This window comes from Variovorax sp. KBW07, assembly GCF_003852515.1.
GTDB lineage: Bacteria > Pseudomonadota > Gammaproteobacteria > Burkholderiales > Burkholderiaceae_C > Variovorax.
In genome coordinates, this window is sequence record NZ_QAJK01000164.1 from 1 (window position 1) to 20,484 (window position 20,484).

Below are 20,484 nucleotides of genomic sequence, written 5' to 3' on the forward strand. Positions count from 1 at the left end.
CCCCCGATTGCACAGGTGACGTTGCCGCCGGCTGCTCTGATCGAACAGATAACGCCGCCGCCCGTTGTCCCTATTGCACAAATGACGCCGCCGCCCGCCGTACCAGTTGTACCGGTTGCACAGGTCACGCCTGCGCCCACCGTCCCGGTTGCGCACACTGCGCGCGACACGAACGAACCGGTGGGTGCCAACGGACCGGCGGCCACCAACGGAACGCGCATCGTCACCGCGCGGAGCATCGATGTCGTGCCCCCGGATGCCGCCGGCAACCTGGTGCCTGCGACGCTACAGTTCCACCTCAGCAGCGGCACTGCAGGGCATTCGCAAACGGAAGTGCCCGGACAGAATGACGCACCGCCCGCCCTGAGCCTTTCCAATCATGTCCTGACCGGCGGCGGGCACCTCAGCCTGGCGACGAACGACGATGCCCTGGCATTGCCGCTGACGAACTCGATGTCTGTCTACAGCCTGCGCATCGGACAGACCGTGCTGCAGCCGGAAGGTCACTATGCGGTAACGGACCAGGGCGACACCGTGTCCTTGACGCTGGTGGGTGCATCGCGCCCCTCTGAAGTGCAAGGCCGGCAGACGGACCTCGCGACCGCGCTGGCGTCGGTCGCAATGAGTGGCGGCGAGATGCTCTCGCTGCGCACGACGCGCCACGCCAACGGGCTGCTGACCGTGCATGTGCCGGAACCCGGGGCCCACCTGAGCGCCGACACCATCACGGCCTACGCGCTTGTCATTGCCAGGAAGCGCCTGGGCGTTTCCGTGCAGGCCGTCAGGTCGGTTGTCGTGCGCTATGACACACGCACGGCCGGGATCGAAGCGGTACGGGTCTCGAGCGCCGGCAGCCATTGAGAATTGGCCGGCTTTCGCGGTCGAAGGTTGGTCCTTCGACCGCGACGCCAGGGCCGGGGCACTGGCACGCGCCCTGCCCTGCCTGCCCGCTCTACATGTGGACGTCGGCCACCGAGTCCCCGTCTTCCGGCACGAACACCATGCCGGTCTTCGCGTTGTAGTCCATCAGGCCTGCGTAGCGCCCCCAGGCGATCATCGTCTCGAAGATCTTCTCGGGGTTGTCGTACGGCAAGGCGCTGCCTATGTCCTTGATCACGCGTTCGGCCTCGACCTCTTCGTATTCCTTGAGCAGCGCGATGATGATGTGGAACAGCCGCAGCTTGAACACCTGCTCCTCGAAGATCGCGCGCTTTCCGAGCCGGTCGGCGGCAACGAACTTCCGTCCCAGTTCGGTGAAGCGCACTTCCTGCCGGGGCGTGTCGATCAGGTCGAGAATTTCGGCCGCCTTGAGAATGGCGATCGTCTCGCCGAACTCCTTGCCGATCTCATCGGAAATGTCGTAGATGTTCGACAGGTCCGGCGAGTCGCTCAGGATGCTCATCAGCCCCAGGATCTGCCCCACCGGCACCAGCGGAATCGACTCCATGCGGGTGCGGGCACGCGAAACCGGCTGGCCCTTCACGGGCGTCTCGGGCGGCAGGTCGGGCAGCGTCATGGTGGTGATGCACTCGTGAATCACGCTCACCAGCCGCTGGAACTCGGGGTCCCGCGTGTCCCGCGGATAAGGCAGCTTGTTTTCGAGCACAAGGCCGATGCGGCCCGGGCGCGGAAACACGACCACGATGCGCGTGGCCATCTCCACGGCCTCTTCGATGTTGTGCGTGACCATGAAGACCGAGCTGAGGTCGCCATCGGGGTCGCGCCACAGGTTGATCAGTTCCTGCCGCAGGTTTTCCGCCGTGAGCACGTCCAGCGCGCTGAAGGCCTCGTCCAGGCACAGCAGCCTGGGCCGCGAAACCAGCGCGCGCGCAATGCCCACCCGCTGCCTCATGCCACCCGACAGTTCGCGCGGAAAGGCCGAGTGGTAGTTGCCCAGGCCGATCAGCTCGATGGCCCTGTCGACGGCCGCATCGCGCTCCGCGCGGCCGATTTTTCTGGACATCAGGCCTACGGCCACGTTCTGCTCGACGGTGAGCCACGGGTAGAGCGCGAAGGTCTGGAACACCACCGAGGCATCGGGATTCACGCCGTCGAGCGACTTGCCGTTGGCCAGCGCCCTGCCCGAGCTCGGCACGATCAGCCCCGTGAGGCACCGCAGGATGGTCGACTTGCCCGAGCCGGACTGCCCCAGCAGCGCAAGAAATTCGCCTTCGCTTACCGCCAGGTCGATGTTGTCGAGCACCTTGAGCTCGTGGTTGCCCGCGGTCATGAAGGTCTTGGTGACCGCGCAGAGCTCGGCCACCGGCACGGCCGGCGCCTGCAACGGGGGCGTTGGCATCGACGTCGATGTTGGCGAGGTCGTGGGAGTGTTCATGTTCAGTCCAGTCTGAATCGGCGCTCGGCAAAGGCATACAGCCGGCGCCAGATGAGCTTGTTCATCAGCACGACGAAGATCGACATCACGCCGATGCTCGCGATGATCAGCGGCGTGTCGCCCGTCCGGGTGACCGTGGCGATGTATGCGCCCAGGCCCTCTGCCTGCAGGTTGGTGCTGCCCCACGTGGCAAGCTCGGCGACGATACTCGCGTTCCATGCGCCTCCGGCAGCCGTGCAGGCCCCCGTGACCCAGAACGGAAAGATCGCCGGCAGGATCAGGGTGCGCCACAGGTTCCAGCCGCGCAGGCCGCAGACGCGCCCTGCTTCTTTCAGGTCGTTCGGAATCGCCATCGCACCGGCGATCACGTTGAACAGGATGTACCACTGCGTGCCCATCGCAATGAGCAGGATGCTGCCCCAGTTCAGGCTGATGTGGCTGGCCACGAAAAAACCGACGACGATGGGAAACGTCATGTTCACGGGAAACGAGGCACCGATCTGCGCCAGCGGCTGGGCGAACCGTGCCACGCGCGGCTGGAACCCGATCCACACGCCGATGGGCGTCCAGACCAGCGTGGCCAGCACCGTCATGGCCGCCACTCGCAGGGCCGTCAGGAAGCCGAGCCACACGATGTGCCCGAGGTCGGCCAGGGTCAGCGCACCGTGCAGCGCCGCAGTGGCCGCCGCCACGGCCCTCAGCAGCTCGATGCCGATCCAGATGGAAAGCACGATGCCCACCACCCGCCAGAGCAGCTTTTTCCAAGACGGCTTCAGCCGCACGCGCACGCGCGCCATCGGCGCCCTCGCCTGGAACACCTTGTCCAGCAGCGGGCGCCAGAGCCGCTCGCTGATCCAGGTGAACAGGTAGGCGCCGCGCAGCAGGTTGTAGACCCACGAGGTCGCCGGGGTGGTCGAGCCCGTCAGCTCGATCTTGAATTTGTCGGCCCATGCCAGCAGCGGGCGCCACACCAGCTGGTCGCTGGCCAGGATCAGCACGATCATGGCCACCACCGCCCACAGCGCGGCCGTCTTGTCGCCGTTCGAGATCGCCTGCACCATGTACGAGCCCAGGCCAGGCAGCTTGATGTCCTTGTTCATCACGCTGATGGCTTCGCTCTGCGCCACGAAGAACCAGCCGCCGCCGAAGGACATCATCGAATTCCAGATCAGGCTGTGGGCCGACGCCGGCAGCTCGACCGTTCGGAAGCGCTGCCAGCGGGTCAGGCCGTAGGTCGACGCGGCCTCCTGCATGTCGGTGGGAACCGTGACCATCGAGTGATAGAAACCGAAGGCCATGTTCCACACCTGCCCGGTGAAGATGGCGAAGATGGCCGCGCACTCCACGCCCAGCAGGCTGCCCGGAAACAGCGCCATGAACCCCGCCACCGTGGCCGAGAGGAACCCCAGCACCGGCACCGACTGCAGCACGTCGAGCGCCGGAAGAATGAAGGCACGCGCGGTCCGGTTCTTTGCCGCGAGGTAGCCCACCGAAATGGCAACGAAAAGCGAGAAGCCGAAGGCGATCCACATGCGCATCAGCGTGCGGCCCGCGTAGTACGGAATCAGGCTTGGCGAGTTGTCGACCTGCGGCACCGCGGCCGGATCGAAATGCACCAGCATGCCCTTGCCGAAGTGCAAGGCACTCCACAGCAGCCCCAGCAAGACCAGCATGACCAGGGCGTCGACCCAGCCGAATGCGCGACGCTCTTCAACGACGGTGAGTTGCGGGGCCGTGCTTTTCATGTGGGGCGGCCCCCGGGGATGTCGTGCGTTGATCCGTGCGGTGCATGCGCCGCTCCAGCCATGCCCGCATCATCGTGCGCCGTTCGATGCCCGGCGTTGCCGCAAGAAAGGCTTCCGCCTCCGCCAGAGCCAGGGGCTCGAAGCGCATCACGTGGGTTGCCAGGGAGCAACTGCCCAGCCAGAACGTGCCGCAATGGGTGCATGTGTGAACCGACAACTCGTGCGAGTCGATGCGGCCCAAGTATGCCTCGGCGGCGTCGCTCATGGGCGTGCCGCAGCAACTCCATTCCAGGCTCATGTCCTGCGGCTGCCGGAGCGCGCGCACCCATTCCCCGAAGCGGGACCAGAGCATTGCCGCAGGATGGAACAAGGTTCGGTTCATGAACGGGGAGGCTATCTCGCGGCGCGTAAAAAAGGTGCAAAGACTTGGCGGGACTCACCCGACGGGGGCAACGCACATCGCTGAAACCGTCGTGGCACACGAAGCAAGCGCGACCGCATCCGCACCGGCCGGGTACCGCAGCGTTGCGCCGGTGTCGTTCGCGGCGCGCCGGCTGCCTACAGCATCGACTCGGGAATCACCAGCGATTGCAGGTACAGCTTGACGCGGGTCGCCAGGTCCGCGCCCGGCTCTTCGCTGGTCGCCACGGCCGGCTCGTCGCCGTCGGTGCGCCACCATTGCAGCGCGCTGTCGCTGCCCGGCTGCAGCCGGACCTGGAAGGCCGCGTGTTGCATGAGTTCGCCGAAGAAGGCGCGCGCCTCCTCGGCCAGCGCGGGGCAATCGATGCGCAGGCCGAACTCGGTGTTCAGCGCGTCCGAACGCGGGTCCATGTTGACCGAGCCCAGGAACAGCGTCTTGCGGTCGATCACCAGCGCCTTGGTGTGCAGCCGCACCTGCGCGCCGGCGCCGATGCTGCCGACGAACAGTGCCCGGCCAGCATTCGGGTGGATCTCGTGGATCTGCATGCCGCCCCGCAGCAGTTGCGCCCGGTAGCGGCGGTAGCCGGTGTGGACCACGGGCTCGTCGGTGGCGGCCAGCGAGTTGGTGATGAGCGTCTGGCGAATGCCGCGCACCGCATTGCGTCGCATGCCTTCGAGTGCCGCGGGGCCGGGCACGAAATACGGCGACGAAGTGATGATTTCAAGCTGCGCCTGCTGTGCCGCCTCGCCCAGCAGGCGCCTGCTGGTGTCGATGAGCGCGCCGCTGGGCAGGCGCCGCGTCTCGGCCTGGCCCCAGGCCTTGGCCGGCGAATCGGCAAAGGCCTGCGCCGTGCCGAAGGCGAGCTTCACGCGGCCCGCCGCCAGTTCGTCGCCAAGGGTGACGCGGCCCGTGGGATCGACGGTGCGAAACGGCACCGGCTCGGGCGTATCGGCGCCATCCACGCGCGCGTTGAAAGCACGGCGCAAGGCATCCGTATCGGTATGGGCATCGGCCGAGCGGGACAGCACCGAGGCCGCGGTGCGCACCTGCGGCGCGTTCCAGTATTCGTCGAAGAGGCTCGCCATCTGCGGCAGCACCGCGCCGGCCACCAGCACGTCGTAGTCGAAGAAGTTGGCGTCGGCATCGCGCATGAAATAGATGTCGCCCAGGTTGCGCCCGCCGGCCACGGCCAGCACGCCATCGGCCACGAACAGCTTGTTGTGCATGCGGCGATTGACGCGGTCGAAATCGAACAGGGCCAGGCCGAAGCGCATGGCCGTGCCGCCGCGCGTGGGAAAGGGATTGAAGATGCGCACCTCCACGTTCGGGTAGGCGCCCAGGCCTTCGAGCAGCGGCCCGATGTCTTGCGTGTAGAGGTCGTCCACCAGCAGCCGCACGCGAACGCCGCGCAAGGCCGCATTGCGCAGTTCGCGCAGCACCAGCCGGCCGGTCGCGTCGTCGTGCAGGTGGTAGTACTGCAGGTCGAGCGAGCGCCGGGCCTGGCGCAGCAATGCCAGGCGCGTGTCCATGCTCGCCAGGCCGAGCATCAGCCGGAAGCCGCTGGCCCCGGGCCCGGCCCCTGCCATCGACGCGGTGGCGATCCGGTCGAGCGGCGTGGCCGGGCCCTGCACAGGCAGCGAAGTGCTGGCGGTGCGCGGCCCTTCGTCGGGCAACGTCGCGCAGCCCGCAAGCACGAGCATCAGGCTGGCCGCGACGGCGCCGGAGAACCTGCGCAACAGCGCGGCAAAAGAAGCGGCAGAGGCTGTGACGGGCATGGCGATGTGGTGGTGGCGCATGGCAACGCCGCCATTCAAGCACGCAGCGGTAACCCGGGCAGCAGCTTGTCGAGCGTGATCGGGTAATTGCGCACACGCACGCCGGTGGCGTTGTAGATGGCGTTCGCCACCGCCGCGCCCGAGCCGCAGGTGCCCAGCTCGCCGATGCCCTTCGACTTGATCGGGCTCGCAAGGTCGTCGCTGTCCTGCAGGTACACGGCATCGATGTCGGGAATGTCGGCATGCACCGGCACCAGGTACTCGGCCATGTCGTGGTTCACGAAATAGCCGTGGTGCGCATCGACCACGGCCTCTTCGTGCAACGCCGCGCCCACGCCGAACACCATGCCGCCGATGGCCTGGCTGCGCGCGGTCTTCATGTTCAGGATGCGGCCCGCCGCGAACACGCCGAGCATGCGGCGCACGCGCGTCTCGCCGGTGTCGATGTCCACGCCCACCTCGCAGAAGTGCGCGCCGAACGCGGCCTGTGCGTAGCGGCGGTGCAGGTCGCCGGGCTCGACGTTGCCCAGCACGCTGAGCCCTTCAGCACCGGCCAGCTCACCAAGCGCATGCGAGCGGCGCCCCAGCGCGATGCGGCCGCGCTCGAAGCGTGCGGCCTGCGCATCGAAGCCGGCGCGCTGCGCGAGCAGGCGGCACAGTTGCTGGCAGCCGTCGAAGACCGAGGCGCCCGCGCTCGATGCGCCGATCGAGGCGATGGAGCCGGCGCCCATGGGCATGGCGTTGTCGCCGAGCCGCACGCCGATGCGGTCCATCGGGATGCCGGTCATCTCGGCGGCGATCTGCGCCAGCACGGTGTAGGTGCCGGTGCCGATGTCGGTCATCGAGGTTTCGATCAGCAACCTGCCCTGCCCGTCGAGGCTCAGCCTGGCGCTCGACGAGCGCACCGAGTGGTGGTGGATGGCGCTGGCCACGCCCATGCCGACCATCCAGCGGCCGTCGCGCACCCTCCCCGGCTCCGGGCTTCTGTTCGCCCAGCCGAAGCGCCGCGCGCCTTCGCGCAGGCATTCGATGAGCTTGCGCCCCGAGTACGGGCGCGATGGCCCGCGCTCGGGGTCGTGCGGGCTGTCGTTCAGGATGCGCAGTTGCACCGGGTCGATGCGCAGCTTTTCTGCGAGCTCGTCGAGCGCCACCTCGAAGGCCAGTTGCCCGCTGGCGGTGGCGGGCGCGCGCATGGCAGCGGCCTCGGGCAGGTCGAGCGCGGCCACGCGGTGCGCCGTCATGCGGTTCGGGGCGGCATAGAGCAAACGTGTCTGGCGCGATGCGCCTTCGTAGTAGCTGCGGCCCGGCAGGTTGCTGGTCCAGGTCTCGTGGCCGATGGCGGTGAGCCTGCCATCGGGTGTGGCGCCGAGCCGCACGCGCTGGATGGTGGCGGCGCGGCGCGTCGTGTGGTTGAGCAACTGCTCGCGCGCCAGTGCCGTCTTTACGGGCCGGCGCAGCTCGCGCGCGGCAAAGGCCGAGAGCACCGCGTCGGCATGCGTGCGCAGCTTGGAGCCGAAGCCGCCGCCGACGAAGGCCGAGACCACGCGCACCTTGTCCACCGGCAGGTCGAGCATGGCCGCCACGTCGCTGGCGGCCCAGTTCGGCATCTGGTGCGAGGTATGGAGCGTGAGCCGGTCGCCGTCCCAGCGCGCGGTGGTGGCCTGCGGCTCCAGCATCGCGGGATGCTGGTCGGGCGTGGTGTAGGTGGCATCGAGCGTGACGGGCGCGGTGTCGTAGGCGCCCTGAAAATCGCCCACCGCCGTGTCGGCCGCGCTCTCGCTTCCGGCGCTCGGGTCGTCGCCCGGCTTGGGCGCACTCGCCCGCGCGGCCGCCAGGTCGAAGCGGCCCGCACTGCGCTCGTAGTCGATGCGGATCAGGAACGAGGCCGCGCGCGCCTGCTCGAAGGTCTGCGCCACCACGAAGGCCACGGCCTGGCCATGCTGCTGCACTTCAGGCCCCGACAGCTGCGACACCACGTTGGCGCGCCCTTTCGGCACCATGCGTGGCACGTTGGCATAGGTGTAGACCAGCAGCACACCCGGCGCGCGCTGCGCCTCGGCGGTGTCGATGCGCGAAATGCGGCCCTTGGCGATGCCTGCGAGCACGACCCAGCCGTAGGCGGCATCGGGCACTTCGTCGTGGTACTCGTAGCTGTAGCGGGCGCGTCCGCTGACCTTGAGCGGCCCGTCGATGCGGTCGAGCGGACGGCCCAGCACGCGCTCGCGGTCCAGGGCGCTCGGCGCGGCGGCTTCGGTGAATTGCATGGTGGCGGTTCCCTTCAGGAAATTTCTATCGCCTGTGCCAGCGTGGCGTGCAGGGTGCGGCGCAGCAGCGGAATCTTGAAATCGTTGTGCCCATGGCCGCGTGCATCGGCGAGCAGCAGATCGGCCACGGCCTCGCGCGCCTGCACGCCGCCGTCGGTGCCTATGAGCCGCCGCTCGGCCGCCTCGTTGCGCCACGGCTTGGCGGCCAGGCCGCCGAAGGCCAGGCGCGCGGCGGTCACGGTGCGGCCCTCGCGCACCACCACCGCCGCCACCGAGACCAGCGCGAAGGCATAGGAGGCGCGGTCGCGCACCTTGCGGTAGAGCTGCGTGCCGCCGAGCGGCGCGGGCAAGGTGACGGCGGTGATCAGCTCGTCCGGCGAAAGCACCGTCTCGACCTCGGGCGTGTCGCCCGGCAGGCGATGCAGCTCGGCGATGGGTATGCGGCGCGTGGCGCCGCCGGCCGACACGGTCTCCACCTGCGCGTCGAGCGCCCGCAGTGCCACCGCCATGTCGGACGAATGCACCGCGATGCACTTGCCACTCTCGCCGAAGATCGCGTGGATGCGGTTGAAGCCTTCCATGGCCGCGCAGCCGCTGCCCGGCGTGCGCTTGTTGCAGGGCTTGGTCGTATCGTAGAAATAGAAGCAGCGCGTACGCTGCAGCAGGTTGCCGGCGGTGGTCGCCTTGTTGCGCAGCTGCGCGCTGGCGCCCGACAGCAAGGCGCGCGACAGCAGCGGATGCCCGCGCCGCACGCGCGGGTCGGCCGCGAGGTCGCTGTTGCGCACCAGCGCGCCGATCTTCAGGCCACCATCGGGCAAGGCCTCGATGCGGTCCAGCCCCAGGCGGTTCACGTCGATCAGGTGCGGGGGCCGCTCGATGTCGAGCTTCATCAGGTCCAGCAGGTTGGTGCCGCCCGCGATGAAGCGCGCGCCCGGATGCTGTTGCATTGCCAGCGCGGCCGCCGTGGGCGTGGCGGCGCGTTCGAAGGTGAAGGCTCTCATGTCCGTGCTCCCGCCGTGCCCGCCACCTCGCGAATGGCCGCGATGATGTTCGGGTAGCCCGCGCAGCGGCAGATGTTGCCGCTCATGCGCTCGCGCATTTCCTCGTCGCTGAAGACCACGGGCGCCACGAGGTCCCGCGTGACATGGCTGGGCATGCCGCCGCGCATTTCGCCGAGCATGCCGACCGCCGAGCAGATCTGGCCCGGCGTGCAGTAGCCGCACTGGTAGCCGTCGTGACTGACGAAGGCGGCCTGCATCGGGTGCAGCTTCTTCGGCGCGCCGAGGCCTTCGATGGTCGTTACCTCGTCGCCCTCGTGCAGCACCGCGAGCGTGAGGCAGCTGTTGATGCGCCGCCCGTTGACCAGCACCGTGCAAGCGCCGCACTGGCCGTGGTCGCAGCCCTTCTTGGAGCCCGTGAGATGCAGTTGCTCACGCAGCAGGTCGAGCAGCGTGACCCGCGGATCGATGGCAAGGGCATGCGGCTCGCCGTTGATGCGCAGGCGCACCTCGGTCCTCGGCTCCTGCATGGCGGCGCCAGGCGCGACTGGCTCGGCATTCACCGCGAGCGGCAACGCGGCCGCCGCGACACCGGCCGCGCCGGTCACCAACACCGTGCGGCGGGTGTAGCCGTCGTGGGTTTCGGAGTTCATCGTGGGCTCCCGGGTGTCCGTGCTTCAGAGCCGGCTGTCGGTCGTGGCGCTCGCGGCGCTCGTGGCGCTCGCCTCAGGCCGCGCCGGCGGCATCGTGGAGACGACGACGCTGTTGACGCGCGAGCCGCTGTTCACGTTCTGGTCGGGCGCATGGGCCGCCGCCACCGCGACCTGGCGCATGGCTTCGCGCGAGACGGTGGAGATGAAGGGATCGGGCCCGCGCGAGCCGCGCGTCACGTTCTGGTCGGGGGCATGGGCTGCCGCCACGGCCTGGGCCGCCACCTCGTGGCGCGCCAGCACACCGGGGCCCTGGTGCACGCCGTCGTAGCTTTCGGCATGGGCCGCGCCGGCCAGGGCAAGAATGGCCAGGAGGCCGAAGGTCTTTCGCATGTGAACTCCTTTTAGAGACTGGGTGGGTGCCTTTCGGCACGACCGCTTTCGCGGCTGCAGTCACTGTAGGAAGGCCGCTTTATGCGACCTTTATGCGAGAGTTAACCCAGCGTTAAGCCGCGCGGCCCGCATCGGCACCGCGCAGGTACACGCGCGCCTGCAGCCCCGCCGGCCGGCCCTGCGCGTCATGACGGTTGGCCAGCACGATGCGCAGGCCGTTGCGCAGCGCGGCCATGCGCGCAATGGCCAGGCCCAGGCCGCTGCCCTCGGTCGGGTTGCCCGGCACGCGAAAGAAGCGGTCGAAGGCGCGGTCGATCAGCTCCGGTGGAATGCCCGGCCCGTTGTCGATCACGTCGACCACCGGCCGCCCTTCCACCTCGTGCAGCCGCACGTCGACCACCCCGCCTTCGGGCGAGTGGCGCAGCGCGTTGTCGATCAGGTTGTCGAAGACGCTGCGCAGCTCGGCCGGCGGCGCGGTCACCGTCGCGGTGGCCCGCCCCTCGAAGCCGATGTCGATGCGGCGGCGGTCGGCCACCACCATGAGCTGGGCCACGCTGTCGCGCAGCACCGAAGCCACGTCGAGCGCCACCGGCGCCTCGGGCTCGGTGCTGCTCTCCTGGCGCGACAGGCGCAGCAGCTGCTCGATCAGGTGCTGCGCGCGCGTCACGCCGCCCTTCAGGTGCGTGTAGTGCTCGGCCACGGCTTCGGCCGGCACTTCGGCGCGCATGTTATCCAGCTGCAGGCCGATGGCGGCGATGGGCGTTCGGAGTTCGTGGGCGGCGTCCTGCACGAAGCGGCGCTGCGCCGCGAAGGCCTGGCGCAAGCGCCCCAGCAGGCTGTTGAAGGCCTCCACCAGCGGCGCAATCTCGTCGGGCACGCGCGACACCGACAGCTCCGACAGGCTGCGCTCATCCTGCGCCGCCACATCGAGCACCACGCTGCGCAGCTTGCGCGACGTGGCCCACACCACCAGCCACAGCGCCGCCAGCGACAGCGGCAGCAGGAGCACGATGGGCGCCGTGGAAGACAGCGCGCGCTTGGCCACCATCCGCCGCACGAAGCCGCCGTTCTGGATCACCTGCACCTGGAAGCGGCCGGGGTCGGCCACCGGCGCGGTCGAGTACACGCGCCACACGCCGTCGTCGCCGGGCCCCATGCGCACGGTGCCCAGCCCTTCCGCCGGCTGGCGGGGCACGGCCAGCGCGGGCCACGAGCTGGCCAGCAGTTCGCCCCGGCCGTTCCAGACCTGGACGATGAAAGCGCCGCGCCCGAAGATGCTGCGCTCGTCGGCCGGCCGCAGCTCGGGCGCGACCACGTTGCTGGCGTAGGCGTCGGCCAGCATCTGCATCTGGTCGTCCTTGAAGGTGATGATGAGCTTGTCGTAGCTGGCGTAGGTGAACCAGGCCACGCCGGCCGCCGCGAGCAGATGCACCAGCACCAGCCACATCAGCAGCCGGTTGCGCAGCGAGCCGGGCGAATACCAGGGGCGGCCCGCCGCGGTGGGGGCGGTGGTGGCGGCAGTGACGGTGGCTGCGGTTGCGGCGCTCATGTGTCCACCACCCGCCAGCCCAGGCCGCGCACGTTGCGGATGGTGTCGGCGCCGAGCTTGCGCCGCATGTTGTGGATGATCACGTCGACCGCGTTGCTCATGACTTCCTCGCCCCATCCGTAGATGCGGTTCTCGAGCTGCTCGCGCGAGAGGATGGCGCCGGGGCGCTCCAGCATGGCGTGCATCAGCGCGAACTCGCGGGCCGTGAGCGTTTCGCGGGTGCCGTGGTAGAGCACCTCGCGCGTGGTGAGGTCGAGCTGCACGCTGCCACTGCCGATGACCGAGTTGGCGGCCCCATGGCGGCGGCGCACCACCGCGCGCATGCGTGCCAGCAGCTCGGGCAGCTCGAAGGGCTTGAGCAGGTAGTCGTCGGCGCCCAGGTCGAGCCCTTCCACGCGCTGGCCGAGGCCGTCGCGCGCCGTGAGGATCAATATCGGCGTGGCGTTGCCCAGGCCGCGCGCATGGCGCAGCACCTCGACGCCATCCAGCCCCGGCAGGCCCAGGTCGAGCAGCACGCAGGTGTAGTCGCCATCGGCCAGTGCGCTGCGCGCGAGCAGGCCGTCGCGGACCCAGTCCACCGCCCAGCCCGATCGCTCGAGGCCGCGCAGCAGGCTTTTTCCGATCATTTCGTCGTCTTCGACAAGCAGCACGCGCACACCGGCTCCCTTCTTCGATTCAGGCCGAAGGCTAGCGCCAATTCGTTAGAGCAGCGTTAACTTTCGAAGCTGCCGCGCCGAAGCGCCCCGAACGCGTGCCTCATGGCTTGCGCGCCTTCTGCACCTTCTGCGCCTTCTTTTTCGGCGCGACCTCCAGCCCCGAGATGCCGTTCAGGAACAGCTGGGTCGCGATGGGCGCCATCTGCTCGTAGGTGTAGCGCCCTTCGGGCCGGAACCAGGTGAACATCCAGTTCAGCATGCCGAACAGGAACATCGTCAGCAGCTTGTGAAGCTGCGCCTCCTGCAGGTCGGGCCGCGTCGCGGCAATGGCGTCGGCGAACACCTGCACCACCGTGCGCTCCTTGCCGAGCACCTGGGCCTGCGCCTCGGGGTCCAGGAAGCGCACGTCCTCGGTGAGCACGCGGTGCTCGTTCTGCGCCTGCGCGTACTCGGCCATGAACGCCTCGATGAGCTCTGGCAGGCGCTCTTCGGGCGCGAGGTCCAGTGCCTCGACGCCCGTCACGATGTCGACCAGCCGCGAGACATGGCCGTCCGCGATGTGGAACAGCACCTGGGCCTTGTCCTTGAAGTGGTGGTACAGGCCGGGCTTGGACAGGTGGCTGGCCTCGGCAATCTCGTTCATCGACGTCGCCGCGTAGCCCCTGCGGGCGAACAGCTCGGCGGCGCTCCTGGCGATCAGGCTGCGCTGGTCGCCCTGGCGGGAAGAAAGGGATTCAACGGTCATGGGTCGGGATGATGAGGCCCGCGCAACGCGGCGCGGTCGCCGATCTTAGGGGTTAGTCCCGATCCGCCGGCGCTTGCCCGCCTTCGCCTGCCTGCGTTAGGCTCGCCCTGCTTTCGGACCGACCGGTCGGTTGGTATTCAAAAGCAACCGGATGACGAGGCGGACCGGCGGAAATCGCCGGCCGTCCGACGCACAACTCAAACATTGGAGACAACCATGCGCGACGAGAAAAAAGAACCCCAAGCCCTGCTGCCAAAAAGCCTGGTGCTGCTGGCCGTGGGCCTGGCCCTGCAGGGCTGCGGAGGCGGTGGCGGGGGCAACGGATTTCTTCCCATTCCCGCACCCGCACCGGCCCCTGCGCCCGCCCCCGTCGCGCCGCCTTCCGGGCCCACGGCCGAGCAGCTCAAGAGCACCTGCAACACGCTGAAGGGACAGGTCGTCGAAGGCGTGACCATCACGGCCACCGCGCGCTTCGAGCCCAAGGCGCCGATCTACACCTCGGGCTTCTGCCAGGTGCTCGGCACGCGCGCGCCCTTCCTCGACATCGAGATCGACGTGCCGGACAACTGGACCGGCCGCTACTGGCAGCAAGGAGGCGGCGGATTCGACGGGCGCATCACCTCGGTGGTGACGACCGATGCGGGCGGCGCGGTCACCGCGGTCAGCCCCGTGCTCGCGCTCAAGGGCGCCGTATACGCCGCGTCGAACGGTGGCAACCGGGCCAGCGTTCCCGCGCAGGCCGCACCGGTCGTGTGGGGCAACGGCACCGACGAAGGCCGCCAGTCGGCCACCGACTACGCCTATGCCGCGCTGGGCACGACGCTGCGTTTCGGCAAGGCCGTCACCAAGGCCTTCTTCGGCACGGCGCCCAGCCACAGCTATTTCAACGGGTGCTCCAACGGGGGCCGCAACGCCTACATCGCCGCCCAGCGCTGGCCGCAGGAGTTCGACGGCATCGTCTCGGGGTGCGAGACCATGGACATGGCGGGACAGACCGGCGCCTGGCTGCGCGCGGCATCGCTGACCGGCACGCCCGCGGCGTTGAGCCCCCCTCAAACCAGTGCCGCATACGCGGCGGCGCTGTCGGCATGCGATGCGCTCGACGGCGCCACCGACAACCTGATCGGCAATCCACAGGCCTGCACTTTCGATCCGGCGGTGCTGGAATGCGGCCAGCCCGGCGCGAGCACGGACCCGGCCATCTGCCTGGGCACCGCGCAGGTGGGCACGCTGAAGTCCTTTCTGTCGGAACTCAAGCTGCAGAACGGCAGCACCGTGCTCTCGGGCTACTCGTGGGGCAACGGCCTCGGCCTGGGCTGGGGTGGCCTGGGCGGCGGCTTCGCCCTGCTCGCGAGCGGCGACCCCGCCTGGCTCACGCCCGGCAAGCAGGCGCTCTTCCAGCTCGACACCGACTACTACATGCTCGGCGCCGGCCTGGCGCGCATCGGCGCGGACCACGACAAGGCGGCCATTGCCAGCTATGTGGCGTCGGGCCGCAAGCTGATCTCGTGGCATGCCGGCAGCGACGCGCTGCTGTCGCCCAACGACCACTTCCGCAACTGGACCACCATGACCGGCCTGGCGAAGTCGGCCGGCCTTGCCGACCCGAACAGCGCCACGCGCTTCTTCATCGTGCCGGGCGCCGGACACGGTGGCGGCGGCAGCCTGCAGGAAGTCGATTGGGCGTCGGCCATCATGGGATGGGTCGAGAAAGGCGATGCGCCCACGCAGATGACCTACACGTTCACGGCCGGCGGCACGGCCCGCAGCATGCCTGTGTGCCAGTACCCCAAGTACCCGAAGTACAACGGAAGCGGCGACGTGAACGCGGCGGCCAGCTACGCCTGCAGCTGAGCCGGCCCGGCGGGGATAATGAACGCCCGATGATCGTTCGACCCCGCCCCCATTGGCTGCGCATGCTCTTCGTGTGGCGCGGCTCGGTTCTGCCGGACATCGCGCCGCAGTTGTTGTGGACCACTGCCTTCGCGGTTCTGGTGACCGTGCTGCACGGGCAGTTGTTCCACTGGAAGGTGCCGCTCAACTTCGTGCCCTTCTCGCTCATCGGGCTGACGCTGGCCATCTTCCTGGGGTTTCGCAACAGCACGAGCTATTCGCGCTACTGGGAAGCCCGCACGCTGTGGGGCGCGCTGCTCAACGAGACACGCTCGTTCGTGCGACAGGCCTTGACGCTGACGGATGCGCCCGACGACACCGCCCAGGCCGCCGCAGCCGCCGTGCCGGCCGCCCGCCTCATCGCGTTCGTGCACGCGCTGCGCCACCAGCTTCGCGGCAGCGACCCCACCGCCGATCTCGCGCGCCTTCTGCCACCGCAAGACTGCGCCCGCCTGCAAGCGGCGCGCTTCAAGCCGGCCGTGCTGCTGTTGATGGTGGGAGAGTGGCTGCGCGACCGGCGCCGGCAAGGCCAGCTCGACCCGATGCTGGCCCAGGCCATGGAAGTTCCGCTGGGGCGCCTGACCGAGGCACTGGGTGGTTGCGAGCGCATCGCGAGCACGCCGATTCCGTTCACGTACTCGGTCATCATCCACCGCACCATCTATCTCTACTGCGTGCTGCTGCCCTTCGGCCTGGTCGATGCCATCGGCGCCATGACGCCCGTGGTGGTCGCCTTCATCGCGTACACCTTCTTCGCGCTCGAAGCGCTGGGCGCCGAAATCGAAGAGCCCTTCGGCACCGCGCCCAACGACCTGGCGCTGGACGCGATGTCGCGCACCATCGAAGCCACGTTGCGCGAAATGATGGGCGAGCCGCAGGTGCAAGACGCGGGGCCCGCCGAATACATGCAGACCTGAGGCCAGCCGCAGACAGCCGAAGCCCCGCCGAAAACCGGCTACTTCTTCGCCAGGAAAGCCGCCACCAGGGCATTCGCGTGCCCATGGCCCATCTGGTGCTCGGCCTTGAGCTGGTTCACGAGCTCCATGTGCTTCTGGGTGTCGGAATTCCGAAGCACATCCATCCAATGCTCGATCGGCTTTTCGTACTTCTTTTCGATGGAAGGAAAGTACGAAGCTGGTCCTTTGGCCTTGGGTGTTTCCGTCATGAAGTTTCCTTTGTGATGTGAGGAGCGAGGGCGAGATTCTCAGCCAACGCGCAGCCGTGCAACGCACTGTCCCTTCGAAATTGGAGGGTTGTGGAACCGTTTCTGCATGGCGTGTGCTTCACGAAACTCCCTCACAGACTTCACCCTGGCTTCACCCGTGCCGTGGACACTGCCTCTCGACAGCGGTTCGGCGCTGGTAGAGGCCAGGGAGAAAAAAAAACGCTCAGGGAATTGCCTCGATGCCGACCGCTGTCACCTTCGCCGGAAACAGCCCTTCACGTTCGCGGAAAATTCCTTCATGACCTGCCTCCTGGACACCGCCCCTTGCCGCACCGCCGGCAGCAGCGCGAAGAAAGAATGAGGGCGCCGGCACGAGGCGACCTGACAGTGCGCGCCGGCGATGTCCTGCATGCCAGCCCATGGCATGTGTACATCGCGCCCTTCGGCGTGATCTCGCTGGCGGTCTGGGGACTCTGGGCTGTCGCGCTGACCGCCCCCATCATCGGATGGATCAACAAGCGCGAACTGATGATGAGCCAGGTGGCCGGCTGGGACAACGCCACGTGGGCCGCCATCGTCGGCGTGCCGCTTGCGATTCTCTCGTTCCAGGTGCTCTTGCGTCTGTGGCTGCGGCGCCGGCGCATCGAGGTGTTCGCCGACCACGTCTGCATTCGCGGCGTGCTGCGAGAAACGCGGGTGCCCATACAGGGCGTGGTGTCGGTCGTGCAGCACTACGACATGCATGCGCTGAGCTCTTCGCTGCGGCTCCACTACCATGCCGAAACACGGGTGGGCAAGATCTCGGGCTGGCTCATCAGTTCGCGCGCCCTGGGGGCCTTGGGCAACTACATCGCAGCGCGCAACCAGGTCTTGCAGGCGACGATGGAGGGAAGGCTTCACTGAGCGAATGCATTCGCGTTGAAGCAAGGAGGGGAAATGAACCGAACCATATTCAAATCGAAAGCAGTCCGGCGACTGTTGCTCGCCCTTGTGGCCGTCGTCGTGATTCTTGTGGCGTTCTATCCCGAGACGCGGATCTGGAACATTCCGTCCGCCGTGTTCAACGACATTCATCGGGCTGTTTCCCGGCTCTCCGGCGACAGGGTCGATTCGCCGCAGCCCGCCGTGGCCGTCGCGAGCGCTGCCTCGACCTCGGAAGAACCACAGCCGCGCAAGATCGCGCTCCTGCCCCCGCCCTACGCAACGCCGCCCCAGCAACCGACGCGCGAATTGCTTCAGTTCGGCGTCAGGTACCAGGGCCGATTCACCGAGAACGATCACCCGGCTTTCAAGGCCCCCTGGCCGGCGACGCCTCCCAAGGTGGACTGCGAAGACAAGCCCGACTGCACGCCGCAGGAACCGGAGCAACCCGAAGCGCCTCGCCGTGGTTTCGGTGACGGCTCGACATGCACGAAGGGCCTGGCGACCACCGGCTTCCGGCAGTACAACCGGGTGCGGGGCTTCGCGCTGCCGAGCGTCGAGAGCGGCGACGTTCTGCTGGTGAGTGCCCGGTACTTCTCGGGTCTGCTGGCCCAGAAGTTCATCGTCGTCGTCAGCGACGAGACCGGTATCGCCATTGCCTCCACGTTCTCGCACGTCGACGAGCACATTTCGCTCGCGGCCAAGGCCGTGCATTCCGGCCCGCACTACCTCTCGCTGTACATCGACGGGTGCGCTGTCGAAGGCGAGGAGCGCTACGAGCTCCAGGTCGTGCGCCGGGGCGAAAAAGCGGCCGATGCCGGGTCTTCCGCTCTGCCCCACCCGGACAGCAAGCTCGGGCACATCGTTGCTGAAAAGAGCTACGAAGTGCAGATGCACTGGCCCGACGATGCGCAGGCGCTTTCACCGATCATGCGTTTCCAGGACGCGCGCTACGTCTTCGACTACCACGTCGATGGATTGATCAAAGGCAAGAGCTACGTGCTTGAAGCCACGAGCGCGGACGTGCTGCCTTACGCACTGTTCTTCGGGCACAGCGAGACCAGCGACATGGAAATGCTCTGGTACGCGAGTGAAGACTCCGAAGGCGCGAACGTCATGCGCAAGTTCGAGCTTGAAGAAAGCGGCCCGCACATCGTGCGGATCGTTGCCTCGGGGAAGCGGATGCAAGGCTTGCCCGGCGAGCGGTTCGACCAACCACTGCGCTTTCAATTCCGCATCAGCGCCTTGCCCGAGTAATCGGCCCCGCGGGGCCGAGGCCCCTTTCGCCTGTTCTTTCCCGTGAGTCGATGCCCAAACACAGAGTCACCTGCGCGACTTGTGCATTGGCAGCAGCTTCTGCTAAAGTGAAACTAGACACCGACTAGTTGACTGCGGCACGCTTGCCACCGCAAGTGGCCGGGCAACGACACAACGACAGGAGACAAGATGATTCCGACACTCTGGTTCGGCGGCCGCGAGTACTCGCCCGCCTGGTTGAAGGAAGAAATCGACCGGACGCTCGCGGGCCTGCATGCGCTCGGATGCAACGAGGGCAGCACCGTCGCGGCCATGCTGCGCAACGGGCCGGAGTACGTGGCGGTGGTGCTCGCCTGCCGGCAGGCGGGCCTGTACCTCGCATCGGTCAACTGGCACTTCAAGGCCATGGAGGCCCAACACGTGCTGGTCGACAGCGGCGCCCGCGCCCTCTTCGTGCACGAAGACCTGCTTGCGCAGGTCAGCGAAGGCATTCCCGCCGACGTGCAGGTCATTGCGGTGCCGTCGCCTTCGCACGCTTCCGGCAGCACCACGCATCCCGCCGTGAACTGGACCGGTTTCGGCGCGGGCCTTGCGCCCATGCCTGCGCGCTCGGGCATGACGCACGGTGCCATTGCCTACACCTCCGGCACCACCGGCAAGCCCAAGGGCGTGCGCCGCATTGCCGCACCCGAAGACCGGCGCGCGGGCATGGAGCGCGACCTGCAGCAAGTGACCGACATCGTCTACGGCACCGGCACCGACGTGGTGGCGTATCTCTCGGCGCCGATCTACCACAGCGCGGCCATGACCTACCTGGCGCATGCCTGCAAGCTCGGTGCCACGCTGGTGCTGGAGCCACGCTTCGATGCCGAACACGCGCTCGCGCTCATTGCCCGGCATCGCGTCACGCACGCCTACCTGGTGCCGACCATGTACCAACGCCTGCTGGCGCTGGCGCCGGCCGAGCGCGCGCGGCACGATCTTTCGTCGCTGCGGCAGGTCGCGTCCACAGGGTCGCCCTGCCCGCCCGCGCTCAAGCAATCGATGATCGACTGGTTCGGCCCCCTCATCACCGAGGCCTACGGATCGAGCGAAGCGGGCTACACCACTTTCATCGACTCCCATGCCTGGCTGACGCACCGCGGCTCCGCCGGCCGGCCACTCCCGCATGCCCGGGTGTGCATCCTCGACGAGCAAGGCCAGGCGCTGCCCGCGCGCGAGACCGGCCTGATCTACGTGCGCCAGCACGCCGCGCCCGACTTCACCTACATCAACCGGCCCGAGGCGCGCACGGCCATCGAGCGCGACGGCCTCATCACGCTGGGCGACATGGGCTACCTCGACGAGGAAGGTTTCCTGTACATCTGCGACCGCAAGTCAGACATGGTGATCTCGGGCGGCGTGAACATCTATCCCGCCGAGATCGAATCGGTGCTGCAGACCATGCCGGGCGTTGCGGACTGCGCCGTCTTCGGCATTCCCGATGCCGAGTTCGGCGAAGGCCTGGCAGCGGCCGTTCAACCCCGGCCCGGCCACCACATCGAGGCGGGCCAGGTGCAGTCGTTCCTGCGCGAGCGCATCGCCAACTACAAGGTGCCGCGCGTCGTCGAGTTCCACGCCGCGCTGCCCCGCGAGGACACCGGCAAGATTTTCAAGCGCCTGCTGCGCGAGCCGCACTGGCAGGCCACGGCGCGCGCCATCTGAGGCGGCACGCCAT

Annotated in this window: 17 protein-coding genes and 1 pseudogene; 6 read left to right on the forward strand and 12 right to left on the reverse strand. The window is 68.1% G+C overall.

The genetic code is table 11. The features are described from left to right. Positions 1-861, forward strand: a pseudogene (locus DBV14_RS28865) (hypothetical protein); the annotation flags it as partial. 91 nt (positions 862-952) lie between these two features. On the opposite strand, the gene DBV14_RS28870 reads toward DBV14_RS28865, so the two are convergent. The 11 genes from DBV14_RS28870 to DBV14_RS28920 form a co-directional block, all read right to left on the reverse strand. Next, positions 953-2,335 (reverse strand): nitrate/sulfonate/bicarbonate ABC transporter ATP-binding protein, encoded by a 1,383-nt coding sequence (locus DBV14_RS28870; RefSeq protein WP_260397264.1) that lies wholly within the window; start codon positions 2,333-2,335, stop codon positions 953-955. A gap of 2 nt (positions 2,336-2,337) precedes the next feature. Next, entirely contained in the window at positions 2,338-4,080 is a 1,743-nt protein-coding gene (locus DBV14_RS28875; RefSeq protein ID WP_124464640.1) for an ABC transporter permease subunit, read from the reverse strand. Further along, entirely contained in the window at positions 4,046-4,462 is a 417-nt protein-coding gene (locus DBV14_RS28880) for a hypothetical protein (protein ID WP_124464641.1), read from the reverse strand. Before DBV14_RS28880 ends, DBV14_RS28875 begins: the two co-directional genes overlap by 35 nt. 176 nt (positions 4,463-4,638) lie before the next feature. Continuing rightward, on the reverse strand, positions 4,639-6,276 hold the full coding sequence (locus tag DBV14_RS28885; protein ID WP_185546155.1) for a phospholipase D family protein: 1,638 nt from the start codon (positions 6,274-6,276) through the stop codon (positions 4,639-4,641). Positions 6,277-6,311: 35 nt separating this feature from the next. Beyond that, entirely contained in the window at positions 6,312-8,540 is a 2,229-nt protein-coding gene (locus DBV14_RS28890) for a xanthine dehydrogenase family protein molybdopterin-binding subunit (protein WP_124464644.1), read from the reverse strand. A 14-nt stretch (positions 8,541-8,554) separates the two neighbouring features. Beyond that, positions 8,555-9,541 carry a xanthine dehydrogenase family protein subunit M gene (locus DBV14_RS28895; protein WP_124464646.1) on the reverse strand — a complete coding sequence of 329 codons (987 nt, stop codon included), beginning with the start codon at positions 9,539-9,541 and terminating at the stop codon, positions 8,555-8,557. After that, entirely contained in the window at positions 9,538-10,191 is a 654-nt protein-coding gene (gene paoA / locus DBV14_RS28900) for an aldehyde dehydrogenase iron-sulfur subunit PaoA (protein WP_124464648.1), read from the reverse strand. The genes DBV14_RS28895 and paoA overlap by 4 nt, the downstream gene beginning before the upstream one ends. Before the next feature lie 24 nt (positions 10,192-10,215). Further along, on the reverse strand, positions 10,216-10,581 hold the full coding sequence (locus tag DBV14_RS28905) for a DUF4148 domain-containing protein (protein ID WP_260397265.1): 366 nt from the start codon (positions 10,579-10,581) through the stop codon (positions 10,216-10,218). A 112-nt stretch (positions 10,582-10,693) separates the two neighbouring features. After that, complete coding sequence (locus DBV14_RS28910; RefSeq protein WP_124464650.1) at positions 10,694-12,130, reverse strand: HAMP domain-containing sensor histidine kinase; 1,437 nt, start codon at positions 12,128-12,130, stop codon at positions 10,694-10,696. Further along, positions 12,127-12,786: a response regulator transcription factor gene (locus DBV14_RS28915; RefSeq protein ID WP_124464652.1), complete on the reverse strand. Its 660-nt coding sequence runs from the start codon at positions 12,784-12,786 to the stop codon at positions 12,127-12,129. Before DBV14_RS28915 ends, DBV14_RS28910 begins: the two co-directional genes overlap by 4 nt. Before the next feature lie 100 nt (positions 12,787-12,886). After that, positions 12,887-13,531: a TetR/AcrR family transcriptional regulator gene (locus DBV14_RS28920; RefSeq protein ID WP_124464654.1), complete on the reverse strand. Its 645-nt coding sequence runs from the start codon at positions 13,529-13,531 to the stop codon at positions 12,887-12,889. A gap of 216 nt (positions 13,532-13,747) precedes the next feature. Here DBV14_RS28920 and DBV14_RS28925 point away from each other — a divergent pair, with 216 nt between their 5' ends. Beyond that, positions 13,748-15,385 carry a tannase/feruloyl esterase family alpha/beta hydrolase gene (locus tag DBV14_RS28925; RefSeq protein ID WP_124464657.1) on the forward strand — a complete coding sequence of 546 codons (1,638 nt, stop codon included), beginning with the start codon at positions 13,748-13,750 and terminating at the stop codon, positions 15,383-15,385. A gap of 29 nt (positions 15,386-15,414) precedes the next feature. Beyond that, the gene (locus DBV14_RS28930) at positions 15,415-16,341 is read left to right on the forward strand and encodes a bestrophin family protein (RefSeq protein ID WP_124464659.1); all 927 of its coding nucleotides are present in this window, start codon (positions 15,415-15,417) and stop codon (positions 16,339-16,341) included. A gap of 38 nt (positions 16,342-16,379) precedes the next feature. On the opposite strand, the gene DBV14_RS28935 is transcribed toward DBV14_RS28930, so the two are convergent. After that, positions 16,380-16,589 carry a DUF4287 domain-containing protein gene (locus DBV14_RS28935; protein WP_124464661.1) on the reverse strand — a complete coding sequence of 70 codons (210 nt, stop codon included), beginning with the start codon at positions 16,587-16,589 and terminating at the stop codon, positions 16,380-16,382. A gap of 357 nt (positions 16,590-16,946) precedes the next feature. Here DBV14_RS28935 and DBV14_RS28940 point away from each other — a divergent pair, with 357 nt between their 5' ends. The 3 genes from DBV14_RS28940 (at position 16,947) to DBV14_RS28950 (ending at position 20,471) form a co-directional block, all read left to right on the forward strand. After that, entirely contained in the window at positions 16,947-17,492 is a 546-nt protein-coding gene (locus tag DBV14_RS28940) for a hypothetical protein (protein WP_124464663.1), read from the forward strand. A gap of 87 nt (positions 17,493-17,579) precedes the next feature. Further along, complete coding sequence (locus tag DBV14_RS28945) at positions 17,580-18,767, forward strand: hypothetical protein (RefSeq protein WP_124464665.1); 1,188 nt, start codon at positions 17,580-17,582, stop codon at positions 18,765-18,767. Between the two features lie 189 nt (positions 18,768-18,956). After that, entirely contained in the window at positions 18,957-20,471 is a 1,515-nt protein-coding gene (locus tag DBV14_RS28950; RefSeq protein WP_124464667.1) for an AMP-binding protein, read from the forward strand. The last annotated feature ends 13 nt before the right edge of the window (positions 20,472-20,484 follow it).